This window comes from Stenotrophomonas sp. DDT-1 (assembly GCF_001580555.1).
GTDB lineage: Bacteria > Pseudomonadota > Gammaproteobacteria > Xanthomonadales > Xanthomonadaceae > Stenotrophomonas > Stenotrophomonas sepilia.
Map to the genome: position 1 here is coordinate 63,641 of NZ_LEKR01000016.1, position 20,638 is coordinate 84,278.

At 65.9% G+C, this 20,638-nt stretch carries 15 protein-coding genes; 4 read left to right on the forward strand and 11 right to left on the reverse strand.

The window, feature by feature from the left end; all coding sequences use genetic code 11:
* Nucleotides 1–37: 37 nt before the first annotated feature.
* From betA to betI, 3 genes are all read right to left on the reverse strand, one after another.
* Nucleotides 38–1,720 (reverse strand): choline dehydrogenase, encoded by a 1,683-nt coding sequence (gene betA, locus AB839_RS10265; protein ID WP_061479282.1) that lies wholly within the window; start codon nt 1,718–1,720, stop codon nt 38–40.
* A gap of 101 nt (nt 1,721–1,821) precedes the next feature.
* Nucleotides 1,822–3,294 (reverse strand): betaine-aldehyde dehydrogenase, encoded by a 1,473-nt coding sequence (gene betB, locus AB839_RS10270; RefSeq protein ID WP_061479283.1) that lies wholly within the window; start codon nt 3,292–3,294, stop codon nt 1,822–1,824.
* A 38-nt stretch (nt 3,295–3,332) separates the two neighbouring features.
* Entirely contained in the window at nt 3,333–3,923 is a 591-nt protein-coding gene (gene betI / locus AB839_RS10275; protein ID WP_061479284.1) for a transcriptional regulator BetI, read from the reverse strand.
* A 170-nt stretch (nt 3,924–4,093) separates the two neighbouring features.
* Here betI and AB839_RS10280 point away from each other — a divergent pair, with 170 nt between their 5' ends.
* Entirely contained in the window at nt 4,094–5,644 is a 1,551-nt protein-coding gene (locus tag AB839_RS10280) for a BCCT family transporter (RefSeq protein WP_061479285.1), read from the forward strand.
* Nucleotides 5,645–5,770: 126 nt separating this feature from the next.
* On the opposite strand, the gene acnA is transcribed toward AB839_RS10280, so the two are convergent.
* Together acnA and bamE are read right to left on the reverse strand one after the other, a co-directional pair.
* Nucleotides 5,771–8,524 carry an aconitate hydratase AcnA gene (gene acnA, locus AB839_RS10285; RefSeq protein WP_061479286.1) on the reverse strand — a complete coding sequence of 918 codons (2,754 nt, stop codon included), beginning with the start codon at nt 8,522–8,524 and terminating at the stop codon, nt 5,771–5,773.
* A 374-nt stretch (nt 8,525–8,898) separates the two neighbouring features.
* Nucleotides 8,899–9,258, reverse strand: a complete 360-nt coding sequence (gene bamE / locus AB839_RS10290; RefSeq protein ID WP_061479287.1) for an outer membrane protein assembly factor BamE — start codon at nt 9,256–9,258, stop codon at nt 8,899–8,901.
* Between the two features lie 183 nt (nt 9,259–9,441).
* On the opposite strand from bamE, the gene AB839_RS10295 reads away from it, so the two are divergent.
* Genes AB839_RS10295 through acnB form a run of 3 tightly spaced genes read left to right on the forward strand, consistent with a single transcriptional unit; the run spans nt 9,442 to nt 12,707 of the window.
* The gene (locus AB839_RS10295; protein WP_005409505.1) at nt 9,442–9,666 is read left to right on the forward strand and encodes an AbrB/MazE/SpoVT family DNA-binding domain-containing protein; all 225 of its coding nucleotides are present in this window, start codon (nt 9,442–9,444) and stop codon (nt 9,664–9,666) included.
* Nucleotides 9,667–9,672: 6 nt separating this feature from the next.
* Nucleotides 9,673–10,071, forward strand: coding sequence for a type II toxin-antitoxin system VapC family toxin (locus tag AB839_RS10300; RefSeq protein WP_005416402.1), 399 nt, complete (start codon nt 9,673–9,675; stop codon nt 10,069–10,071).
* 44 nt (nt 10,072–10,115) lie between these two features.
* Nucleotides 10,116–12,707 carry a bifunctional aconitate hydratase 2/2-methylisocitrate dehydratase gene (acnB, locus tag AB839_RS10305; protein ID WP_061479288.1) on the forward strand — a complete coding sequence of 864 codons (2,592 nt, stop codon included), beginning with the start codon at nt 10,116–10,118 and terminating at the stop codon, nt 12,705–12,707.
* Between the two features lie 144 nt (nt 12,708–12,851).
* Here the strand turns inward: acnB and AB839_RS10310 are convergent, their stop codons facing one another.
* The 6 genes from AB839_RS10310 to AB839_RS10335 all read right to left on the reverse strand — a co-directional run bounded on the left by AB839_RS10310 (nt 12,852) and on the right by AB839_RS10335 (nt 20,216).
* Complete coding sequence (locus AB839_RS10310) at nt 12,852–14,327, reverse strand: XVIPCD domain-containing protein (protein ID WP_061479289.1); 1,476 nt, start codon at nt 14,325–14,327, stop codon at nt 12,852–12,854.
* Nucleotides 14,324–14,962 carry a hypothetical protein gene (locus AB839_RS10315; RefSeq protein WP_061479290.1) on the reverse strand — a complete coding sequence of 213 codons (639 nt, stop codon included), beginning with the start codon at nt 14,960–14,962 and terminating at the stop codon, nt 14,324–14,326. Before AB839_RS10315 ends, AB839_RS10310 begins: the two co-directional genes overlap by 4 nt.
* A gap of 413 nt (nt 14,963–15,375) precedes the next feature.
* Nucleotides 15,376–16,449, reverse strand: coding sequence for a chemotaxis response regulator protein-glutamate methylesterase (locus tag AB839_RS10320; RefSeq protein WP_061479291.1), 1,074 nt, complete (start codon nt 16,447–16,449; stop codon nt 15,376–15,378).
* Nucleotides 16,446–17,042 carry a chemoreceptor glutamine deamidase CheD gene (cheD, locus tag AB839_RS10325; RefSeq protein WP_014037083.1) on the reverse strand — a complete coding sequence of 199 codons (597 nt, stop codon included), beginning with the start codon at nt 17,040–17,042 and terminating at the stop codon, nt 16,446–16,448. Before cheD ends, AB839_RS10320 begins: the two co-directional genes overlap by 4 nt.
* Nucleotides 17,039–17,908 (reverse strand): CheR family methyltransferase, encoded by an 870-nt coding sequence (locus AB839_RS10330; RefSeq protein WP_049416359.1) that lies wholly within the window; start codon nt 17,906–17,908, stop codon nt 17,039–17,041. Before AB839_RS10330 ends, cheD begins: the two co-directional genes overlap by 4 nt.
* Nucleotides 17,909–17,945: 37 nt before the next feature.
* Nucleotides 17,946–20,216, reverse strand: a complete 2,271-nt coding sequence (locus AB839_RS10335) for a methyl-accepting chemotaxis protein (RefSeq protein ID WP_061479292.1) — start codon at nt 20,214–20,216, stop codon at nt 17,946–17,948.
* Nucleotides 20,217–20,638: the final 422 nt, after the last annotated feature.

The following is a 20,638-nucleotide window of genomic DNA, read 5'->3' on the forward strand; positions in this document are numbered from 1 at the left end:
GCCGGCACTACCGCGCCCCACAGGCGGGCCGCTTGCGTCAGCCCTGCTTGCGCACCGGTGCGCCGTTGGCCTTGTAGTACGGCGCGGTGCTGCGGGCCAGCGGGGTGCGGCCACGGATCACATCGGCCAGCTTCTCGGCCATCATGATGGTCGGCGCGTTGAGGTTGCCGGTCACCACCTGCGGCATGATCGACGCATCGACGATGCGCAGGCCTTCCAGGCCGTGCACGCGACCCTGGCCATCGACCACCGCCATCGGGTCGTCGGCATGGCCCATCTTGTTCGAGCACGACGGGTGATAGGCGGTCTCGGCATGCTCGCGCACGAACGCATCGATCTGTGCATCGGTCTGCAGTGCACTGCCCGGCGAGATCTCGCGGCCGCTGTACGGGGCCAGCGCCGGCTGCGCGAAGATCTCGCGGGTGATGCGGATCGCCGCGCGGAATTCGCGCCAGTCCTGCTCGTGCGACATGTAGTTGAACAGGATGCTCGGATGTTCGCGCGGGTCCTTCGAGCGCACATGGATGCGGCCACGGCTGGGCGAGCGCATCGAGCCGACGTGCATCTGGAAGCTGTGCGCCTTGATCGGGTTGGAGCCGTTGTAGTTGATCGCCACCGGCAGGAAGTGGTACTGCAGGTTCGGCCAGTCGAACTCGGCGTCGCTGCGGATGAAGCCGCCGGCCTCGAACTGGTTGCTGGCGCCGATGCCGGTGCCCAGGAACAGCCACTCGGCACCGATCGCCGGCTGGTTGTACAGCTTCAGCGCCGGCGCCAGCGACACCGGCTTCTTGCATTCGTACTGCAGGTACATCTCCAGGTGATCCTGCAGGTTGGCGCCGACGCCCGGCAGGTGGTGCACCAGGTCGATGTCGAGGCTGCGCAGCAGGTCGGCCGGGCCGACACCGGAGCGCTGCAGGATCTGCGGCGAGGCGATGGCGCCGCCGCACAGCAGCACCTCGCGGCGGGCGGTGGCACGCTGCGGCTGGTCGTGGTGCAGCCACTGCACGCCCACCGCGCGCTTGCCCGAGAACAGGATGCGGTCGGTCAGCGCGTGGGTGACGATGGTCAGGTTCGGGCGTGGCTTGGCCAGGTCCAGGTAGCCGCGGGCGGTGCTGGAACGACGGCCCTTCGGGGTCACCGTGCGGTCCATCGGGCCGAAGCCTTCCTGCTGGTAGCCGTTGAGGTCGTCGGTGCGCGGGTAGCCGGCCTGCACGCCGGCCTCGACCATCGCAGCGAACAGTTCGTTGTTGCCGGCCTTGGGCGTGGTCACGCGCAGCGGGCCGTCACCGCCGTGGTAGTCGTTGGGGCCGATGTCGCGGGTTTCGGCCTTGCGGAAGTAGGGCAGGCAGTCCAGGTAGGTCCAGTCTTCCAGGCCCGGCATGCTGGCCCAGTTGTCGTAGTCCATCGCGTTGCCGCGGATGTAGCACATGCCGTTGATCAGCGACGAGCCACCCAGGCCCTTGCCGCGGCCGCAGTCCATGCGCCGGTTGTTCATGAAGGGCTCCGGATCGGTCTTGTACGCCCAGTTGTAGCGCTTGCCCTGCAGCGGGAAGGCCAGCGCCGCCGGCATCTGGGTACGGAAGTCGAGCCGGTAGTCCGGGCCACCGGCTTCCAGCAGCAGCACGCTGACATCGGCATCTTCGGTGAGGCGGGTCGCCAGCACGTTGCCGGCTGAACCGGCGCCGATGATGATGTAGTCGTACTCGTTATGGGTGCTCATGGGTGTCTCCTGCAGGCCGGGGCGCGCTGCATGCAGGCGTCCCGGCGGAATGTCGGATCGGCGCGGCGGCCGGACGATGGGGCGTGCTCGGGGCGCGCCGGTCAGAACACGCTGGCGTAGTCGCCCAGCTCGACCTGCACCGACTTGATGCGGGTGTAGTGGCCGAGGGTGGAGATACCGTTCTCGCGGCCGACGCCGGATTCCTTGTAGCCACCGACCGGCATTTCGGCCGGCGATTCACCCCAGGTGTTGATCCAGCAGATGCCGGCTTCCAGGCGATGGATGATGCGGTGGGCGCGGCTGATGTCCTTGCTGACCACGCCGGCGGCGAGGCCGAAGGTGGTGTCGTTGGCGCGACGCACCACTTCGTCTTCGTCGTCATAGGCGAGGATGCTCATCACCGGCCCGAAGATCTCTTCCTTGACGATGGTCATGTCATCGCGGCAGTCGGAGAACACGGTCGGCAGCACGTAGGCGCCATTGGCCAGCGCGCCTTCGGTGGCGCGGCCGCCGCCGGTCAGCAGGCGGGCGCCTTCGGCCTTGCCGCTTTCGATGTAGCGCAGCACGTTTTCCATGTGCGGGAAGCTGGTCAGCGGGCCGAAGTTGGTCTCGGCAGCCATCGGGTCGCCGATGCGGATGCGCTTGACGCGCTCGACGACGGCCGCCTCGAATGCGGCCAGCATGCTGCGCGGCACGAACACGCGGGTGCCGTTGGTGCAGACCTGGCCGGAGCTGAAGAAGTTGGCCATCACCGCGATGTCGGCGGCGCGGTCGAGGTCGGCGTCATCGCAGATCACCAGCGGCGACTTGCCGCCCAGTTCCATGGTCACTTCCTTCAGCGACGAGGACGCGGCGCTGGCCATGACCTTCTTGCCGGTGGCGACGCCGCCGGTGAAGGAGATCTTCTCGATCACCGGGTGCTCGGTCAGCCACTGGCCGATCTCGCGGCCCGGGCCCTGCACCACGTTGAACACGCCGGCCGGCACGCCGGCTTCGGTGTAGATCTCGGCCAGCCGGATCGCGGTCAGCGGGGTCACTTCCGACGGCTTGAACACCATCGCGTTGCCCGCGGCCAGCGCCGGTGCCGACTTCCACATGGCGATCTGGATCGGGTAGTTCCAGGCACCGATGCCGGCGACCACGCCCAGCGGCTCACGACGGGTGTAGAAGAAGCTCGATTCGCGCAGCGGCAACTGGATGCCTTCGATGGCGGTAGCCAGTCCCGCGTAGTACTCGACCACGTCGGCACCGGTGACGATGTCCACGGTGGTGGTCTCGGCCAGCGCCTTGCCGGTGTCCAGGGTTTCCAGGTGGGCCAGTTCGTCGTTGCGCTCGCGCAGGAGCTCGACGGCGCGGCGCAGGATGCGCGAGCGCTCCATGGCGGTCATCGCGGCCCACACCTTCTGGCCTTCGGCTGCGCTCTGCACGGCACGCTCGACGTCGGCCTGGCTGGCGACCTGCACCTCAGCGATCACCTCACCGGTGGCCGGGTTGATGGTCTTGAAGGTCTTGCCGCTGGTGGCATCGACGCGCTGGCCGTGGATGTAGAGCTGTTGGACGGGCAGGGTGGTCATGGGGCGTACTCCTTGGAAGGGGGCGGGTGCTGAAGCGCTTATAGCGCGACAGCCTGCAACTGGAAGTCGATGTAGCCGTAAGCGATGCGCCGGGACTTCTCGGCGTTGAACTGGCCGCCGACCAGGCTGCCGCGCAGCCACAGGCCATCGATCATCGCGGCCAGGCCGCGGGCGGCCAGGCGGGCCTGCGGGTGGGGCAGCAGGCGGTTGAACTGGTGGCACAGGTTCGAGAACAGGCGCTGGTCGTTGGCGCGCTGCAGCCGGGCCAGTTCCGGCTGGTGCATGCTGGCGGCCCAGAAGGTGAGCCAGACGCGCATGGCGGTGCCGTTGATCTGGCTGTCGTCGAAGTTGCCATCGACGATGGCGCGCAGCTGCTCGCGCGGGCTGTCGCTGGCGTCTGCGCGGTAGCGGGCGACGGCGTCCTTCAGTTCGCGCAGGATCTGCCGCATTGCAGCATTGAGCAGGCCGTCCTTGTCGCCGAAGTAGTGGGCGACGATGCCGCTGGACAACCCCGCCTTCTTCGCGATGGTGGCGACGGTCGCATCGGCCATGCCGATCTCGTCGATGGTCTGGAAAGTGGCCCGGATCAGCTGTTCGCGCCGTACCGGTTCCACGCCTTTCTTCGGCATTGTCTCTCCACGGTTTGCGACCCGAAGGATCGGGCTGCCCGCCATTATGCTTTTTATTGATTGAACGTTCAATCAATAAACCCTAGGATGCGCTCGCGCCCCACGCCATGGGCCCGGTTTACCGGTCCGGCCCCGCCCATGTGCTCCCTCGGACTTGATGAGACGACCCCATGTCTTCCCTGGCTCATCCCAAGCGTTCGCCCCTGCGCTTGAACCGTTTTGTCTTCCTCAGCTCCTCGGTGTCGATCGGCATCCTCGGGCTGCTCACCGTGCTCTATCCCGAAGGCAGCGAGCACTGGCTGCAATGGGCGCAGGCCGAGGTCTCGGCCGCGTTCGGCTGGTGGTACATGCTGCTGATCGTGCTGTGCCTGGGCTTCGTGCTGTGGCTGGCGTTCTCGCCGTACGGCCGCATCCGCCTGGGCCACAACGAGGAATCACCGGCCTTTGGCTACGTTGCCTGGGTCTCGATGCTGTTCTCGGCCGGCATCGGCATCGCGCTGCTGTACTACGGCGCCTACGAGCCGCTGGATCATTTCCTCAATCCGCCCGGGCAGCCCGGCGGCACCGTGGCCGCCGGCCGCGAGGCGATGGTGCTGACCTTCCTGCACTGGGGCCTGCATGGCTGGGCGCTGTATGCGCTGGTCGGCGTGGCACTGGGCTATTTCGCCTATCGCCGGGACCTGCCGCTGGCGCTGCGCTCTGCGTTGTACCCGGTCTTCGGTGAGCGCATTCATGGCCGCATCGGCGACATGGTCGATGGCTTCGGCATCCTGGCCACGCTGATCTCGATGGTGACCAACCTCGGCATCGGCGCGCTGGTGGTACAGTCCGGCCTGGTCTACCTGTTCCACATCCCGGATACGCCGCAGGTGCTGGTGGCGATCGTGCTGGTGATGATGGTCGTGGCCACCATCGGCGTGGTCGCTGGCGTGGAAAAAGGCATTGCCTGGCTGTCCAACCTCAACGTGCGCCTGCTGTGCGGCCTGCTGCTGTTCGTGCTGGTCACCGGCCCGACCCTGCACCTGTTCGACGGCCTGATCCAGAACACCGGCGACTACCTCGGCGCGTTCGTGCGCAAGAGCTTCGACATGTACCTCAACGACCCCAAGGGCCGTGAGTGGATGGGGTCGTGGACGCTGTTCTACTGGGCGTGGTGGATCGCCTGGGCGCCGTTCGTCGGCCTTTTCGTGGCGCGCATCTCGCGTGGCCGCACCATCCGCGAAGTGATCTTGGGCGTGCTGCTGATCCCTCTCGGCTTCACCCTGGCCTGGCTGTCGATCTTCGGCAACACCGCCATTGACCTGGTGCTCAACCATGGCCAGGCGATCCTGGGTGACGTGGCCCAGCACGATGCAGCGATGACCTTGTTCAAGCTGCTGGAATACCTGCCTGCGGCGCCGTACGTGGCCGGTGCTGCGGTGGTGATCGGCTTCGTGCTGTTCCTGACCCCGGTCGACTCGGGCACGCTGATGATCGCCAACCTGTGCACGCGTCGCGTTGACGATGGCGTGGAAGATGGCCATGACGCGCCGATCTGGCTGCGCGTGTTCTGGGCCGCCGGCATCACTGTGGCCAGCGTCGGCCTGCTGCTGGCTGGCAATTTCAGCGCGATGCAGACCGCGGTGGTGCTGTGCGGCCTGCCGTTCTCGTTCACCCTGGCGTTCTACATGTGGGGCCTGTTGAAGGCCCTGCGCACCGACCCGGATGCGCCGCGCCGCTGAGCGCTTCTGTAGAGCCGAGCCCATGCTCGGCTGCTGTTGGCGCAGAAGCAGCCGAGCGCAGGCTCGGCTCTACAAGGGCATCGCAAACGCAAAGGGCCGGATCCGCGCGGATCCGGCCCTTTGTCGTTACTTGCTGGCCAGCTGGCGCAGCACGTACTGCAGCAGGCCGCCGTGGCGGAAGTACTCGACTTCCTTCGGGGTCAGCAGCATCACCGAGACCTCAAAGGTCTTCTTCGTGCCATCGGCCCTGGTGGCGGTGACCGTGGCGCGCTTGCTGGCACCGTCCTGCAGGCCGGTGATGTCGATCACCTCCGAACCGTCCAGGCCCAGGCTCTGCGCGTTCTCGCCGTTGCGGAACTGCAGCGGCAGCACGCCCATGCCGACCAGGTTGGAACGGTGGATGCGCTCGAAGCTCTCGGCGATGACCGCCTTCACCCCCAGCAGCAGGGTGCCCTTGGCCGCCCAGTCACGCGACGAGCCGGTGCCGTATTCCTTGCCGGCCAGCACCACCAGCGGCACCTTGTCGGCCTTGTACTTCATGGCCGCATCGTAGATCGCCAGCTTTTCCGGCTGGCCACCACCAGCCGGGTAGTACAGGGTGTTGCCACCTTCCTCGCCACCGAACATCAGGTTCTTGATGCGGATGTTGGCGAAGGTGCCGCGGACCATCACGTCATCGTTGCCGCGACGGCTGCCGTAGCTGTTGAAGTCGGCCGGCTGCACGCCGCGCTCCTGCAGGAAGCGGCCCGCCGGCGAGTCCTTCTTGATGTTGCCGGCCGGGGAAATGTGGTCGGTGGTGATCGAGTCGCCGAACAGGCCCATCACGCGTGCGCCGTGCACGTCGTCGATGCTGCCGGTCTGCATGGTCATGCCATCGAAGTAGGGCGGGTTCTTGATGTAGGTGGAGGCGTCGCTCCACGCGTACAGGTTGCCGTCCGGCGAGGCGATGGTGTTCCAGCGGGTATCGCCCTTGAACACATCGGCGTAGTTCTGCTTGAACATCTCCGGGCCAATGGTGGCGGCGATGACGTCGCCGATTTCCTTGTTGCTCGGCCAGATGTCGCGCAGGAACACCGGCTGGCCGTCGCTGCCGGTGCCGAGCGGCTGGGTGGTCAGGTCAATGTCGGTGGTGCCGGCAATGGCATAGGCCACCACCAGCGGCGGGCTGGCCAGGTAGTTCATCTTCACTTCGGGGTGCACGCGGCCCTCGAAGTTGCGGTTGCCCGACAGCACCGAGGTCACCACCAGATCACCGGCGGCGATGCCGGCGCTGACTTCGGTCGGCAGCGGGCCGGAGTTGCCGATGCAGGTGGTGCAGCCGTAGCCGACCACGTAGAAGCCGATCTTCTCCAGCTCCTTCAGCACACCGGCCTTTTCCAGGTAGTCGGTGACCACGCGCGAGCCCGGGCCGAGCGAGGTCTTGACCCACGGCTGACGGTTCAGGCCCTTGGCGGCCGCGTTGCGGGCCAGCAGGCCGGCACCGATCATCACCGCCGGGTTGGAGGTGTTGGTGCACGAGGTGATGGCGGCGATGACCACTGCGCCATCCTTCAGCCGCACCTTGCGGCCTTCGATCTCGATGTCGGCGAAGCCCTTGGCCAGCTGCTCGTTGCCGACCGCGGCGCCGCCGCCTTCGTTGACGAAGGTGGCAACGTCCTCGCTGCGCTTGTCACGGTTGGCGGTCATGCCGACCAGCGCTTCGCGGTAGTTCTTCTGCACGTCTTCCAACAGCACGCGGTCCTGCGGGCGCTTCGGGCCGGCCAGCGACGGCTTCACCGTGCCCATGTCCAGTTCCAGCGTGGTGCTGTACTGGGCGTGCGGGCTGCCCGGTTCGTGCCAAAGGCCCTGCGCCTTGGCGTAGGCCTCGACCAGATCGATCTGCTCTTCGCTGCGACCGGACAGGCGCAGGTAGTTCAGCGATTCGGCGTCGATCGGGAAGATGCCGCAGGTGGCGCCGTATTCCGGGGCCATGTTGCCGATGGTGGCGCGGTCGGCCAGTGGCAGGTGCTGCAGGCCGTCACCGTAGAACTCGACGAACTTGCCCACCACGCCCAGCTTGCGCAGCATCTGGGTGACGGTCAGCACCAGGTCGGTGGCGGTGGCGCCTTCGGGCAGCTTGCCGGTCAGCTTGAAGCCGACGACCTGCGGAATCAGCATCGACGATGGCTGGCCGAGCATGGCGGCCTCGGCTTCGATGCCACCCACGCCCCAGCCGAGCACGCCGATGCCGTTGATCATGGTGGTATGGCTGTCGGTACCGAACACGGTGTCGGGGTAGGCAATGTCCTTGCCATCCTTCTGCGCGGTCATCACCACGCGGGCCAGGTTCTCCAGGTTCACCTGATGGACGATGCCGGTGTTGGGCGGCACCACCTTGAAGTTGTCGAAGGCCTTCTGTCCCCAGCGCAGGAAGCCGTAGCGTTCCTGGTTGCGCTGGAATTCGATCTTGCCGTTGAGGTCCAGCGCGTCGGGCTTGCCGAACACATCGACCTGCACCGAGTGGTCGATGACCAGTTCGGAGGGAATCTGCGGGTTGATCTGCTCCGGCTTGCCGCCGAGCTTGACCACCGCATCGCGCATCGCGGCCAGGTCGACCACGCAGGGCACGCCAGTGAAGTCCTGCAGGACCACGCGCGCCGGCATGAAGGCGATCTCGGTGTCCGGCTCGGCCGCCGGGTTCCAGCGGGCCACGGCTTCGATGTGGTCCTTGCCGACAGTGATGCCGCCGTCCTCGTGCCGGAGCAGGTTCTCCAGCAGGATCTTCATCGAGTAGGGCAGGTGGGAGATATCGAAGCGCTGGCCCAGCGTGGGCAGGCTGAAGTAGTCGTAGGTCTTGCCACCGACGTTCAGCTGGCTGCGGGTGGAGAACGAATCGCTCATGCGGGTTAACTCCTTCTTGCGGATGGCTTGCAGTGGCCCGCGCATGGGCAGGCCTGCTTGCGGTGGCCGGCAGTCCGTGCCGCCGGGCAGAAGGCCAGTATCGCCGATGCCGTCGGGGCCGCAGAACTGCGGGCTCAGAACGCAAGGTTATAAATTCGTATGTAGTTTTCGTGTCATGGCGCCGCCGGACTTAGTGCGGGCTGACAGGCTCGAGGCAGTGCCGTATGGCGCCGGGGGACAGGTGGACGGCAGCATGGGGGTGCTGCAGGCGCTGGGGGCGGAGCCGTGCTGAGCGATGGTCATCGTGGCGGTCGAGTCGTTCTTGACCGGGCACGGGGCGCGCCGCCGACGGGCAGCGCGCCAGTCAGTGGCGATCAGCCACCCAGGAACGGATTGCCGGTCTTGGCGGGAGCCGCGCCCTTGGATTTCACCTTGAGTACGTTGTCCTTGCCGAACTCAAAGACGGTCGATTCCTGCACGTTCTTTCCGAAGTGCTTGATCTTGGCGTAGTCGTAGTACCAGACCTGGGTGTCGCCAAGCTGCTCACGACGCGTCGGCGCTCCAAACTTCTCGCGGACCTGGTCCTGGGTCGCCTTGCCCACCTCCAGCTCGTCCAGTTGCTTCTGGGTGATCTCAGTGCCGGTGGTGTGGGCCGCGAACGGATTGGCGTGGGCCGGGCCTGCGGCCAGGGCCAGGGGGGTGGCCAGAGCCAGGGCCAGAATGAATGCGCGCATTGAACGTCCTTTTATGAGGGAGGGGGCGTGCGGTGCCGGAGTGTCCCGGCCCGGTACAGCGAGAGATGCCCGGCCAGTCTAGCGGTCGAATGCGACTGATTCTGGTTCAAGGTCACAGTTCGCCGGATTTGAGGTGTTTACGTCAGGTATGTATAATTCATACATACTTTTTGAGGCCTACCCATGGAAGCCACCGTTGCAGAACGCGGACAGATCACCCTGCCCAAGGCGGTGCGCGATGCCCTCGGCCTGACCAAGGGCACGCTGCTGAAGGTCGAGCTGGACGGCAGCCGCATCATCCTGCGCAAGAGTGTTGACGATGCCATTTCACGGGCGCGCGGCAAGTTCGCGCTGGACGGCTTCGAGTCGTCCGATGCGGCAGTACGCGCGGTGCGCGACGAGGAATAAGCCGTGATGATCGCCGTCGATTCACCGGTACTGGTTGAACTGCTCAGCAACGGCCCGCAGGCCGATGCCGTGGAAGCCATCCTCCGGCAGAGCCTGGTCGGTGGCCGCGTGGTGGTCTGCGGCGCGACTCTGGCCGAAGTCTGCGCATCGCTGCGCGGTGGTGCCGAAGTGCTCGAAGCACTGGAAGAGATGGGCGTGCACTTCAACCCGATGGAGGCCAAGTCGGCGCTGCGCGCCGGCGAGATGCACCGCCGTCACCGTCAGCGCGGCGGCAGCCGTCGCAGCCTGGACGAATTCATGGTCGGTGCGCACGCACTGCTGCAGTGCGATGGCCTGATCACCTGGAACGACACGTTTTACCGCGACTACTTCAAGGGCCTGAAGCTGATCGTGCCGCACGCCTGAGCCCACTTTTGATTTTTCAACCTACGCATTACCCGGGAGTTGTCATGTTGGAAGCCTACCGCCACCACGTCGCCGAGCGCGCTGCGCTTGGCATCCCGCCGCTGCCGCTGAGCGCGCAGCAGACGGCCGATGTCATCGAACTGCTGAAGAACCCGCCGCAGGGCGAGGCCGAGTTCCTGCTCGACCTGCTGACCCACCGCGTGCCGGCCGGCGTCGATGACGCAGCCAAGGTCAAGGCGTCGTACCTGGCGGCGATCGCCCTGGGCAGCGAGCAGAACCCGCTGATCAGCCGCGAGCGCGCCACCGAACTGCTGGGCACCATGCTCGGCGGCTACAACGTTGCGCCGCTGATCCAGCTGCTGGACGACGCCAGCGTTGGCGCTATCGCTGCCAATGGCCTGAAGAACACCCTGCTGGTGTTCGATGCGTTCCATGACGTGCAGGAGAAGGCGAAGGCCGGCAACGCCAACGCCCAGGCCGTGCTGCAGAGCTGGGCCGAGGCCGAGTGGTTCACCAGCAAGCCGGAAGTGCCGCAGAGCCTGACCATCACCGTGTTCAAGGTGCCGGGCGAAACCAACACCGACGACCTGTCGCCGGCACCGGACGCGACCACCCGCCCGGACATTCCGATGCACGCCCTGGCGATGCTGAAGAACAAGCGCGACGACGCGCCGTTCACCCCGGAAGAAGACGGCAAGCGCGGCCCGATCCAGCAGATCCTGTCGCTGAAGGACAAGGGCCACCTGGTCGCCTACGTCGGCGACGTGGTCGGCACCGGCTCCTCGCGCAAGTCGGCCACCAACAGCGTGCTGTGGTGGACCGGCGATGACATTCCGTACATCCCGAACAAGCGCGCCGGTGGCGTGTGCCTGGGCGGCAAGATCGCCCCGATCTTCTACAACACCATGGAAGATGCCGGTGCGCTGCCGATCGAGCTGGACGTGTCGAAGATGGAGCACGGCGATGTCATCGAGCTGCGTCCGTACGAAGGCAAGGCGCTGAAGAACGGCGAAGTGATCGCCGAGTTCCAGGTCAAGTCCGACGTGCTGTTCGACGAAGTGCGTGCCGGTGGCCGCATCCCGCTGATCATCGGTCGTGGCCTGACCGGCAAGGCGCGCGAAGCGCTGGGCCTGGCCCCGACCGACCTGTTCCGCCTGCCGGTGCAGCCGGCCGATACCGGCAAGGGCTTCTCGCTGGCACAGAAGATGGTCGGCCGTGCCTGTGGCCTGCCGGAAGGCCAGGGCATGCGCCCGGGCACCTACTGCGAGCCGAAGATGACCTCGGTCGGCTCGCAGGACACCACCGGCCCGATGACCCGTGACGAGCTGAAGGACCTGGCCTGCCTGGGCTTCTCGGCCGACCTGGTGATGCAGTCGTTCTGCCATACCGCCGCTTACCCGAAGCCGGTGGACGTGAAGACGCACCACACCCTGCCGGAGTTCATCTCCACCCGTGGCGGCGTTTCGCTGCGCCCGGGCGACGGCGTGATCCACAGCTGGCTCAACCGCATGCTGCTGCCGGACACCGTCGGTACCGGTGGTGATTCGCACACCCGTTTCCCGGTGGGTATTTCGTTCCCGGCCGGCTCGGGCCTGGTCGCCTTCGCTGCCGCCACCGGCGTGATGCCGCTGGACATGCCGGAGTCGGTGCTGGTGCGCTTCAAGGGCAAGATGCAGCCGGGCGTGACCCTGCGTGACCTGGTCAATGCGATCCCGCTGTACGCGATCAAGTCGGGCCTGCTGACCGTGGCCAAGGCGGGCAAGAAGAACATCTTCTCCGGCCGTATCCTGGAAATCGAAGGCCTGCCGGATCTGAAGGTCGAACAGGCGTTCGAACTGTCCGACGCCTCGGCCGAGCGTTCGGCGGCCGGTTGCTCGGTGCGCCTGAACAAGGAGCCGATCATCGAGTACCTGACCAGCAACATCACCCTGCTGAAGTGGATGATTGCCGAGGGTTACCAGGATCCGCGCTCGCTGCAGCGTCGCATCGAGAAGATGGAAGCGTGGCTGGCCAACCCGCAGCTGCTGGAGCCGGACGCGGACGCCGAGTACGCCGCCGTCATCGAGATCGACCTGGCCGACATCCACGAGCCGATCGTGGCCTGCCCGAACGACCCGGACGACGTGAAGACCCTGTCCGAAGTGGCCGGTGCCAAGATCGACGAGGTGTTCATCGGTTCGTGCATGACCAACATCGGCCACTTCCGCGCCGCTGCCAAGCTGCTGGAAGGCAAGCGTGACCTGCCGACCCGCCTGTGGGTGGCCCCGCCGACCAAGATGGACGCCTCGGAACTGACCAAGGAAGGCGTGTACGGCACCTTCGGTGCTACCGGCGCTCGTATGGAAATGCCGGGCTGCTCGCTGTGCATGGGCAACCAGGCGCAGATCCGCGAAGGTTCCACCGCGATGTCGACCTCGACCCGCAACTTCCCGAACCGTCTGGGCCGCAACACCAACGTGTACCTGGGTTCGGCGGAACTGGCGGCGATCTGCTCGCGTCTGGGCCGCATCCCGACCAAGGAGGAGTACATGGCGGACATCGGCGTGATCAACGCCAATGGTGCGGAGATCTACCGCTACATGAACTTCGACCAGATCGAGGAATACCAGGACGTGGCCAGCACGGTCGCTGCCTGATGCGGTAACGGAAAACCCCCGGCTCGCGCCGGGGGTTTTTTGTGAGCGGACGACGCATGGTAGTGCCGGCCGCTGGCCGGCATCCCGTTGAAATGAAAAACCCCCGGTGAGAGCCGGGTTTTTCATTGTGCCCGGCCAGGTGGCCTAGCCCATCCGCCTCGCAGTGAGGGCCTGCTCCTGGGCGAGGTCCTGCTGGGCGACCTGCTGTGCCTGCGAAATCTGCTCGGCCTTGGCGAGCGACTGTTCTACGGGCGTATTGACGGCCTCACTGATTGGAACCGACGCCCGCAGGTGTGCTGGATTGTCGAGCGCTCCCTGCACAACGAACATGCGAGAGGCTGAGCCATCGCTGGGTGAATTGCCCAGTACAACATGATCGACGCGTTCCAGGCCGCTGCCCTTGGCTGCCGCAAGCAGGCCGGCCGTCACGCGCTCACTGGTTTCATCGAAGCTGCGCCCGTGCCTGGCATCCACGGCGGATACACCATCGCGAATCTGCCGGTAGAGCGCATGGTCTGGATGGCCTTCCTTCCTGGGATCCAGGCCTGCCTTGTCCAAGGTTGATTCAATGCTCTCCTGCAATGGACTCCTGGGAGAGAAGCCGGGATTGCCGAGAGAGGGCGAGCCCTTGCCGGTTGCATCCTGGATCAGCTGCTCCCCCGGCTTGAGCGCATTCTGGGCCCGCTGCTCCGCTTCAGCCTCGCGGCGGGCGTATGCACCGGCTTCCTCGACACCGCGCAGGAAATTGATACCGTCGCGCAGCAGACCGGGCCCGCCGCCGACAAGCACGGTCGCACCCGCACGCAGTTGATGAACATCACTGCGGTAGTCGGCAATCCGGCGCAGGTCCTCAGGATCCGTGACCCGCGCCTGTGGGTTGTCCAGTACAGATTGCACCGGACCCTTGTCGGTCATGCGATCAAGGAAATGAACCAATCGATGGGAATCGCCCAACTGGACCGCCACCGCGGCGGACATGACATCGCCGCTCTTCATCCCGGGTGTTCCGATCGAGGCGATGCGCTGGCCGTGCTCGGCGTTGCGCAGGATCTCCAGTTCCCTGGGCAGCGCATACATCTCGACCTTGCCGTAATGGGGACCGCCGGCACTGACCAGGTCGCCTGCCATCACATGGTTGGTGAAGGGTGCCGCGTTGGCTGGCTGGCCTTCAGGAAGGCGATGTGCCAGCCCGGCGGCACCGTAGGGATTGAACGCGTCGCCGGGGAGGTTGTAGTGGTGTGCAGTGATCTGCGCGAGCGTGCCGCCGAGGGAGTGGCCGGTGACGTGTACCAGGCCATATCCATTTGCGTCAGCCAGCTCGATTGCCTGCTTGGTGAGCGCGAGGGCATCATCAATCTGCGCGTTGATTCTGGCGGTGACCATCGCCGCATCGATGCCGCCGTCAATCAGAGGCTGGCGATCAAACTCGGTACCGCGATGGGTGACGATTACTTCTTTGGATTCGAGATTATGGTAAATGACGCCTTGGTAGCCGGTGGCGGAGTTTAGGCTGGCCAATACACGATATTCCGTCCCGGCAATGGTAACAATGGCCTTGGGTGCAGGGAGCGGATCCTTGTAGACATGATCTGCGAGGGCTGCATTTGCTCGAGGATTCATTGGGCTGTTCCTTCAGTCCGTGTGGAGATTTCGATTGGGAAGTAATCCTTTCGCTTATCTTGAGACATCTTCTCGTACCAAGTCGAAGGCTCGGTAGGCGTCCACTCTGGCGATCCCCCTGAAGTCATGGGGCGTAAGGCGCGATGTACGTAAGTAGTAGAGAGTTTCTCGGTTTCAAGCTTTGTGAATGAAGTCCATGCGGTTGCTTGGATACGGCGATCATCGATGATGAAGGGGAATGAAGCTTCCACGAGCACGGGTGTCCAAGTGCACGGGCCACGACCGTAGTAATCGGCAACTTCCATGCCGTCGTTGAAAACAGCACTGCTGAATTCAGTTGCACTGAGGCGCTGTGCCTGAACCTCAACCTTGTGCTGGTTCGGCTCGTACTGCACCCCCTCCCAATTGTTGACCGGAGGGAGACAGAGTGGGTCTATCTCATACGTGACGAAGACCGAAGGAACGGGGACATCCACGGGTGCATCGTGGACCCGAATCACAATCGGCAGCGCATCCTTGGGCGCAGGATTCTCGCGATAGACCGGGAACGAGCGTTCCTTGCTGCAGCCCGCAGCGGCCAGTGTGATCAAAGCGATCATCGCAACATGAGCAAGGCTGGGGGCGGATTTCAGCATGAGCGGTCCATGTCGCTGCAGGATTGTCCTTGATCCTTGGAACACGCGGACTCATCACGGACGACGGCGCCATATCTGGGCAAATGCGACAGGTTGCGCAGTGGGTATTGCCCGTTACCCGGACCTCCCTCCCTGCGTACCCGGGCAGCGCGGCCTTGCGGGGTAACGTTCATCGGCGTTCCATTGCAGTGCGATACCTGACTATACGACCCGCTCCAGCCGCGCTCCAAGTCGGTGTCCTGCGGGCTCCCGGTCACCGCGCATGGCGTGCGGCAGGATCAAGCCTCGATCAGCGCCGTTGAAACATCAATGGTCGAAAGTGCTAGCGGCGGATCGGCAATCGAGCCTGACGTCTCTTGGAGGTGTCCAGCAGGGAGCGGAGCCGAGCGTGGGCTCGGCTCTACAGGGGCCTGTCAGCCGCGGGCGAGGGCGAGCAACCGCTCGGCGACCCGCTCCAGCGGCACCTGTTCCTCGGCAGCGCCCAGCTTGAACGCGGCGCCGGGCATGCCCCAGACCACGCTGGTGGCCTCGTCCTGCACCAGTGTGGGCGCGCCGGCCTGGCGCATCTCCAGCAGGCCGCGCGCGCCGTCGTCACCCATGCCGGTGAGGATGGCACCGATGGCATTGCCACCGGCGCTCTGCGCGACCGAGCGGAACAGCACGTCCACCGCGGGCTTGTGCCGGTTCACTGCCGGGCCGTCATCGACGCGGCAGCGCCAGCGCGCACCATCGCGGATGATGCGCAGGTGCTTGCCGCCGGGTGGCAGGTAGGCGTGGCCGGGCAGTACGGCTTCGCCGTCGCTGGCCTCGCGCACGGCCATGGCCGAGTGGCGGTCCAGTCGCTCGGCGAAGGCGCTGCTGAAGCTGGCCGGCAGGTGCTGGGTCATCACCACGGCGGGTGCATCGGCAGGCATGCCTTCCAGCACCACGCGCAGCGCTTCGGTGCCACCGGCTGACGAGCCGATCGCGATCAGGCGGTCGGTGGTGCGGAACTGCGGCGAGGCAGCACGCATCGCCGGCGTTGCGTCCAGCGTGAGCTTGGGGGCGCTGGCACGCACCAGCGGGCGCACGCGCGAGCGCGCCGCCATCTTGACCTTGGCGATGATCTCCTCGGCATAGCCCTGCAGGCCACGGGCCACGTCCAGCTTGGGCTTGGAGACGAAATCCACGGCGCCCAGCGCCAGTGCCTGCAGGGTGGTGTCGGCGCCTCGCTCGGTCAGCGAGGAAATCATCACCACCGGCAGCGGATGCAGGCGCATCAGGTTTTCCAGGAACGCCAGCCCGTCCATGCGCGGCATTTCCACGTCCAGGGTGATCACGTCCGGGAGCAGGCGCTTGATCTTCTCGCGCGCCAACAGCGGGTCAGCCGCGGTGCCGACCACGTCGATGGCCGGGTCGCTGGACAGGATTTCCGTGAGCATCTGCCGCACGACGGCGGAGTCGTCGACGATCAGGACTCGGCAGGGGGCGTTGCCGGTGAAGGTCATTCGAACAGCTCCACGCCACCGGTGACCGGCGCCTTGGACAGGCGCGCACGCACCGCCGATTCGGTGGCGGCCACCTCGGCCTCATGCGCATGCGGCAGGCGCTGCACCACCACGCGGCCGGTATCGGCGAAGAACCAGATCTTGCGCGGATGGATGCCGCACAGGTCCTCGGCAATGATCGGAATGTGCTCGGCCTGAAGGTACTGGCGGACAAACTCGGCGTTGCGGGTGCCAACCGGGTTGCTGGTGAAGCCCTTCAGCACGTTGGCGCCACCGAACACCTTGGCCTCGATGCGCTTGCGGTGGGCACCACGCTTGAGCATGTCGTTGATCAGCAGTTCCATCGCGTAGCTGCCGTAGCGCGCGGGCGCGCCGTCACCGGCGTTGCCCTCGGGCAGCAGGAAGTGGTTCATGCCGCCGATCTTCAGCACCGGGTCGCGCAGGCAGGCGGCGACGCACGAGCCCAGCGTGGTGGTCAGCGCGGTGGTGTCATCGACCACCAGGTACTGGGTGGGCAGCAGCTTGGCGGCGATGGTCTGGAAGCGCGCATCCTGGTAGCGCATCACATCGTCGGTACGCAGCGAAGCATTCATGCGCCGGCCTTCGCCGCACGGCGGTACAGGGTGCGGCCGCAGGGCTGGATCAGGTCGGCGGCGTGCAGATAGTTCTCCGAATGGCCGGTGTAGAGCAGGCCGTCATCGGCCAGGTGCTGCACCAGGCGGCCGAGGATCGCGCGCTGGGTCGGCTTGTCGAAGTAGATCATTACGTTGCGGCAGAACAGTGCGTCGAACGGGCCACCGACGTCGTAGCGCGGGGCGAGCAGGTTCAACGGGCGGAATTCGATCAGCTCGCGCAGCGCAGGCAGCACGCGGCACTGGCCCTCGTTGGGGCCGCTGCCACGCTGGAAGTAGCGGCGGCGCAGGTCCGGATCGAGGCTGGCGACGCGATCGATGTTGTAGACGCCGCGGCCGGCGGTGGCCAGCACCTGGGTATCGACGTCGGTGGCAATGATGCGCACCGGCGGCTTCAGGGTGCCAAAGGCCTCGCACGCGGTGATCGCCATCGAGTAGGGCTCTTCACCCGTGGACGCCGCGCACGACCACAGCAGCAACGGCGTGCGGCTGGAGCGCTGCTGCAGTTCTTCGCGCAGCTTGTCGAAGTGGTGCGGTTCGCGGAAGAACGAGGTCAGGTTGGTGGTCAGGGCGTTGGTGAACGCCTGCCACTCGTCACCATCTTCCTGTTCCAGATGGTCCAGGTACTGCTGGAAGCTGCGCATGCCCAGCGTGCGCAGGCGGCGCGACAGGCGGCCATAGACCATGTCGCGCTTTGCCGGCGCAAGCGCAATGCCCACGCGCTGGTAGATCAGGTCGCAGACGCGGCGGAAATCACGGTCGGCGAACTCGAATTCGCGTGGACCGGTAACGATGGGAGTAGGACTTTGCACGGGGGACGTGTCCATCGGCGGGGGCGGCGGCCGAAGCCGCCACGGGTGGGTCTCAGAATTCCTGCCAGTCGCTGTCGCTGGCGACGAAGGTGCCGGCGTTGCTGCTGCGACGTACCGGCGCGGGGGTGCTGGTCGGCTGCGGACGTGCCACGGTGGTGATGCGCGCCGGTTCCACGCGTTCGGCGACAGCCTTCACTGCGGCGGAGACCTGGTTGTCGAGCCGGAAGATCGCCACGGCATCGGCCAGCTGCGCCGCCTGGTCTTCCATCGCGCGTGCGGCGGCGGTGGCTTCCTCTACCAGCGCAGCGTTCTGCTGGGTGGTTTCGTCCATCTGCACCACGGTCTGGTTGACCTGCTCGATGCCCGCGCTCTGTTCCTGCGAGGCCGCAGAGATCTCGGCCATGATGTCGGTCACACGCTGCACCGAGGCGACGATCTCGCCCATGGTGCTGCCGGCCTGGTGGACCAGGCTGGAGCCCTCGGCAACCTTGCCGACCGAGTCGTCGATCAGGCCCTTGATTTCCTTGGCGGCAGCGGCCGAGCGCTGGGCGAGGGTGCGCACTTCGCTGGCGACCACGGCGAAGCCGCGGCCCTGTTCACCGGCACGCGCGGCTTCCACGGCGGCGTTCAGCGCCAGGATGTTGGTCTGGAACGCGATGCCGTCGATCACCGAGATGATCTCGGCGATCTTCTTCGACGAGGCTTCGATGGCGGACATGGTGGTGACCACCTGGCCGACGACCTCGCCACCCTGCGAGGCGACGCCATGGGCGCCGATGGCGAGCTGGTTGGCCTGGCGGGCGTGCTCGGCGTTCTGGCGCACGGTGGAGGTCAGTTCCTCCATCGAGGCCGCGGTTTCTTCCAGGTTGGCGGCCTGCTGTTCGGTCCGGCGCGACAGGTCGCTGTTGCCGGAGGCGATCTCGCCGGCGGCCAGGGTGATGCTGGAGGCGCTGGCCTGGATCTGGCCGACGATCTGGGTCAGCTGCGCGACCGTGGCGTTGGCATCGTCGCGCATGCGGGCGAACACGCCCTGGTAGTCGCCGTGCATGCGCGCGGTCAAGTCACCTTCGGCGATGGCCGACAGCAGCTGCGAGAGCTTGCCGAGGTTGTCATCGCTGACCGCCATCATCGCGTTGAGGTTTTCCAGCATCAGGCGGAAATCGTGGTCGAAGCGCTGCGCATCGCCTCGGCGGCTGAAGTCGCCGGCAGCAGCGGCGCTGGCCAACTGCTTGATCTCGGCGTTGATGCGGCCGAGGTTGGCCTTGACGGTGTCGACGGTGGTGGTCATCGCCGCCTTTTCGCCCGGGTAGCGGGCGATGTCGCGGCTCAGGTCACCGACCGCGTACTGCTGCACCACGTCCAGCACATCGTGCAGGGTCTGCACGTGGCTACCCACCAGGGCGTTGGTTTCCTGCACCATCAGCCCGTATTCGCCGGGGAAGGCGCTGGCGTCGATGCGGTAGCTGAGTTCGCCACCGTCGTGGCGGCGGGCCATTTCGCGCTGGCCGGTGATGACCGCATGCAACTGCTGCTGCATGCCGGCCATGGCGTCCAGCAGGCGGCCGGTTTCATCGTGCGGCTGCGGGCCGATGTGGCTGTCGAGCTTGCCGGCGGCGATGCCTTCGGCGACGGCTGTGGCCTGCTTCAGCGGTACCGCGATGCGGTTGCCGATGACCCAGCTCAGGGCCAGTACGATCAGCACCAGGACGCCGCCGGAGACTGCCATGATGGCGGTGAACACCAGCGCCTGCTTCTGCACGTCGTCCATGTAGACGCCACTGCTGACCACCCAGTTCCACGGCGCGAACAGGCCGGCGTAGGCGACCTTCTCGACCTCGCCATTGCTGCCCGGCTTGGCCCAGCGGTAGCTGACGAAGCCGCCACCGGCCTTGGCCGCTTCGACCTGGTCGTAGTAGATGCGCACACCATCGTCGGTGCGGAAGTCCTTCATGTCCTTGCCGACCAGGTCCTTGCGGAACGGGTGCATCAGCAGCCGGTAGCCGGTGTCGTAGACGTTGAAATAGTAGGTATCGTTCTCTGCACGCATCACTTCCAGTGCCTGCAGCGCGGCGCGCTTGGCAGCCTCTTCGCTGAGTTCGCCGGTACCGGCCAGGCGGTGGTAGTGCTGGAGGATGCCGTAGCTCAGTTCGACCTGGGTCTTCAGTGCGGTCTTGCGGGTCTCGGTGAGATCCAGGTACTGCATGCGGGCGGCGATCACCGAGAGCGCGATCACGCCGAGCGCGATGAGCAGCGTCAGCAGGTTGAGCTTGCGCCGGACGGAAAGATTGCGGAAGTAGTGTTGCCAGCGATGCAGGAGATTCATCGAGCAGGACCCGGTTGAAGCAGGCGGGCGGCGCCGAGCCGGTCACGGCAGACAGACTGTGACAACCCCGTTATCGGCCGCGGAGGCGGGGGATTGAGGTGCGGTGTCGGAACGTATTCAGGTTTTTCCTGCAGCGGCGGCTGCGGCGCTGCCTGCGGCAGGCTGGTTTTGAAGCAACAGCAACAGCAACAGCGGCTGGTCGGCGCTGGATTGTCAGTAAGTGGCTGGGCCGGGGTGGGCAGGCAGGACACGCCGTAAACCCCCCTCCGGGGTCCGGCCCAGCCGCTGGCGGCTGGGCGTTCGGCCGCTTGCGAAGCAGTGCTTCGCAAGCAAAGCGCCCTCACCCTTGGGGGCTCGATGGCGCCTTGCTCGTGTGCGCAGTCCTGCGCACGCGGCAAGACCGGGGTTGGGCGTCCTGCCCA

Excerpts from the sequence above, each read along its gene's own strand:
- betA (WP_061479282.1), bottom strand. The coding sequence starts at position 1,720 with ATGAGCACCCATAACGAGTACGACTACATCATCATCGGCGCCGGTTCA.
- betB (WP_061479283.1), bottom strand. The coding sequence starts at position 3,294 with ATGACCACCCTGCCCGTCCAACAGCTCTACATCCACGGCCAGCGCGTC.
- betI (WP_061479284.1), bottom strand. The coding sequence starts at position 3,923 with ATGCCGAAGAAAGGCGTGGAACCGGTACGGCGCGAACAGCTGATCCGG.
- AB839_RS10280 (WP_061479285.1), top strand. The coding sequence starts at position 4,094 with ATGTCTTCCCTGGCTCATCCCAAGCGTTCGCCCCTGCGCTTGAACCGT.
- acnA (WP_061479286.1), bottom strand. The coding sequence starts at position 8,524 with ATGAGCGATTCGTTCTCCACCCGCAGCCAGCTGAACGTCGGTGGCAAG.
- bamE (WP_061479287.1), bottom strand. The coding sequence starts at position 9,258 with ATGCGCGCATTCATTCTGGCCCTGGCTCTGGCCACCCCCCTGGCCCTG.
- AB839_RS10295 (WP_005409505.1), top strand. The coding sequence starts at position 9,442 with ATGGAAGCCACCGTTGCAGAACGCGGACAGATCACCCTGCCCAAGGCG.
- AB839_RS10300 (WP_005416402.1), top strand. The coding sequence starts at position 9,673 with ATGATCGCCGTCGATTCACCGGTACTGGTTGAACTGCTCAGCAACGGC.
- acnB (WP_061479288.1), top strand. The coding sequence starts at position 10,116 with ATGTTGGAAGCCTACCGCCACCACGTCGCCGAGCGCGCTGCGCTTGGC.
- AB839_RS10310 (WP_061479289.1), bottom strand. The coding sequence starts at position 14,327 with ATGAATCCTCGAGCAAATGCAGCCCTCGCAGATCATGTCTACAAGGAT.
- AB839_RS10315 (WP_061479290.1), bottom strand. The coding sequence starts at position 14,962 with ATGCTGAAATCCGCCCCCAGCCTTGCTCATGTTGCGATGATCGCTTTG.
- AB839_RS10320 (WP_061479291.1), bottom strand. The coding sequence starts at position 16,449 with ATGACCTTCACCGGCAACGCCCCCTGCCGAGTCCTGATCGTCGACGAC.
- cheD (WP_014037083.1), bottom strand. The coding sequence starts at position 17,042 with ATGAATGCTTCGCTGCGTACCGACGATGTGATGCGCTACCAGGATGCG.
- AB839_RS10330 (WP_049416359.1), bottom strand. The coding sequence starts at position 17,908 with ATGGACACGTCCCCCGTGCAAAGTCCTACTCCCATCGTTACCGGTCCA.
- AB839_RS10335 (WP_061479292.1), bottom strand. The coding sequence starts at position 20,216 with ATGAATCTCCTGCATCGCTGGCAACACTACTTCCGCAATCTTTCCGTC.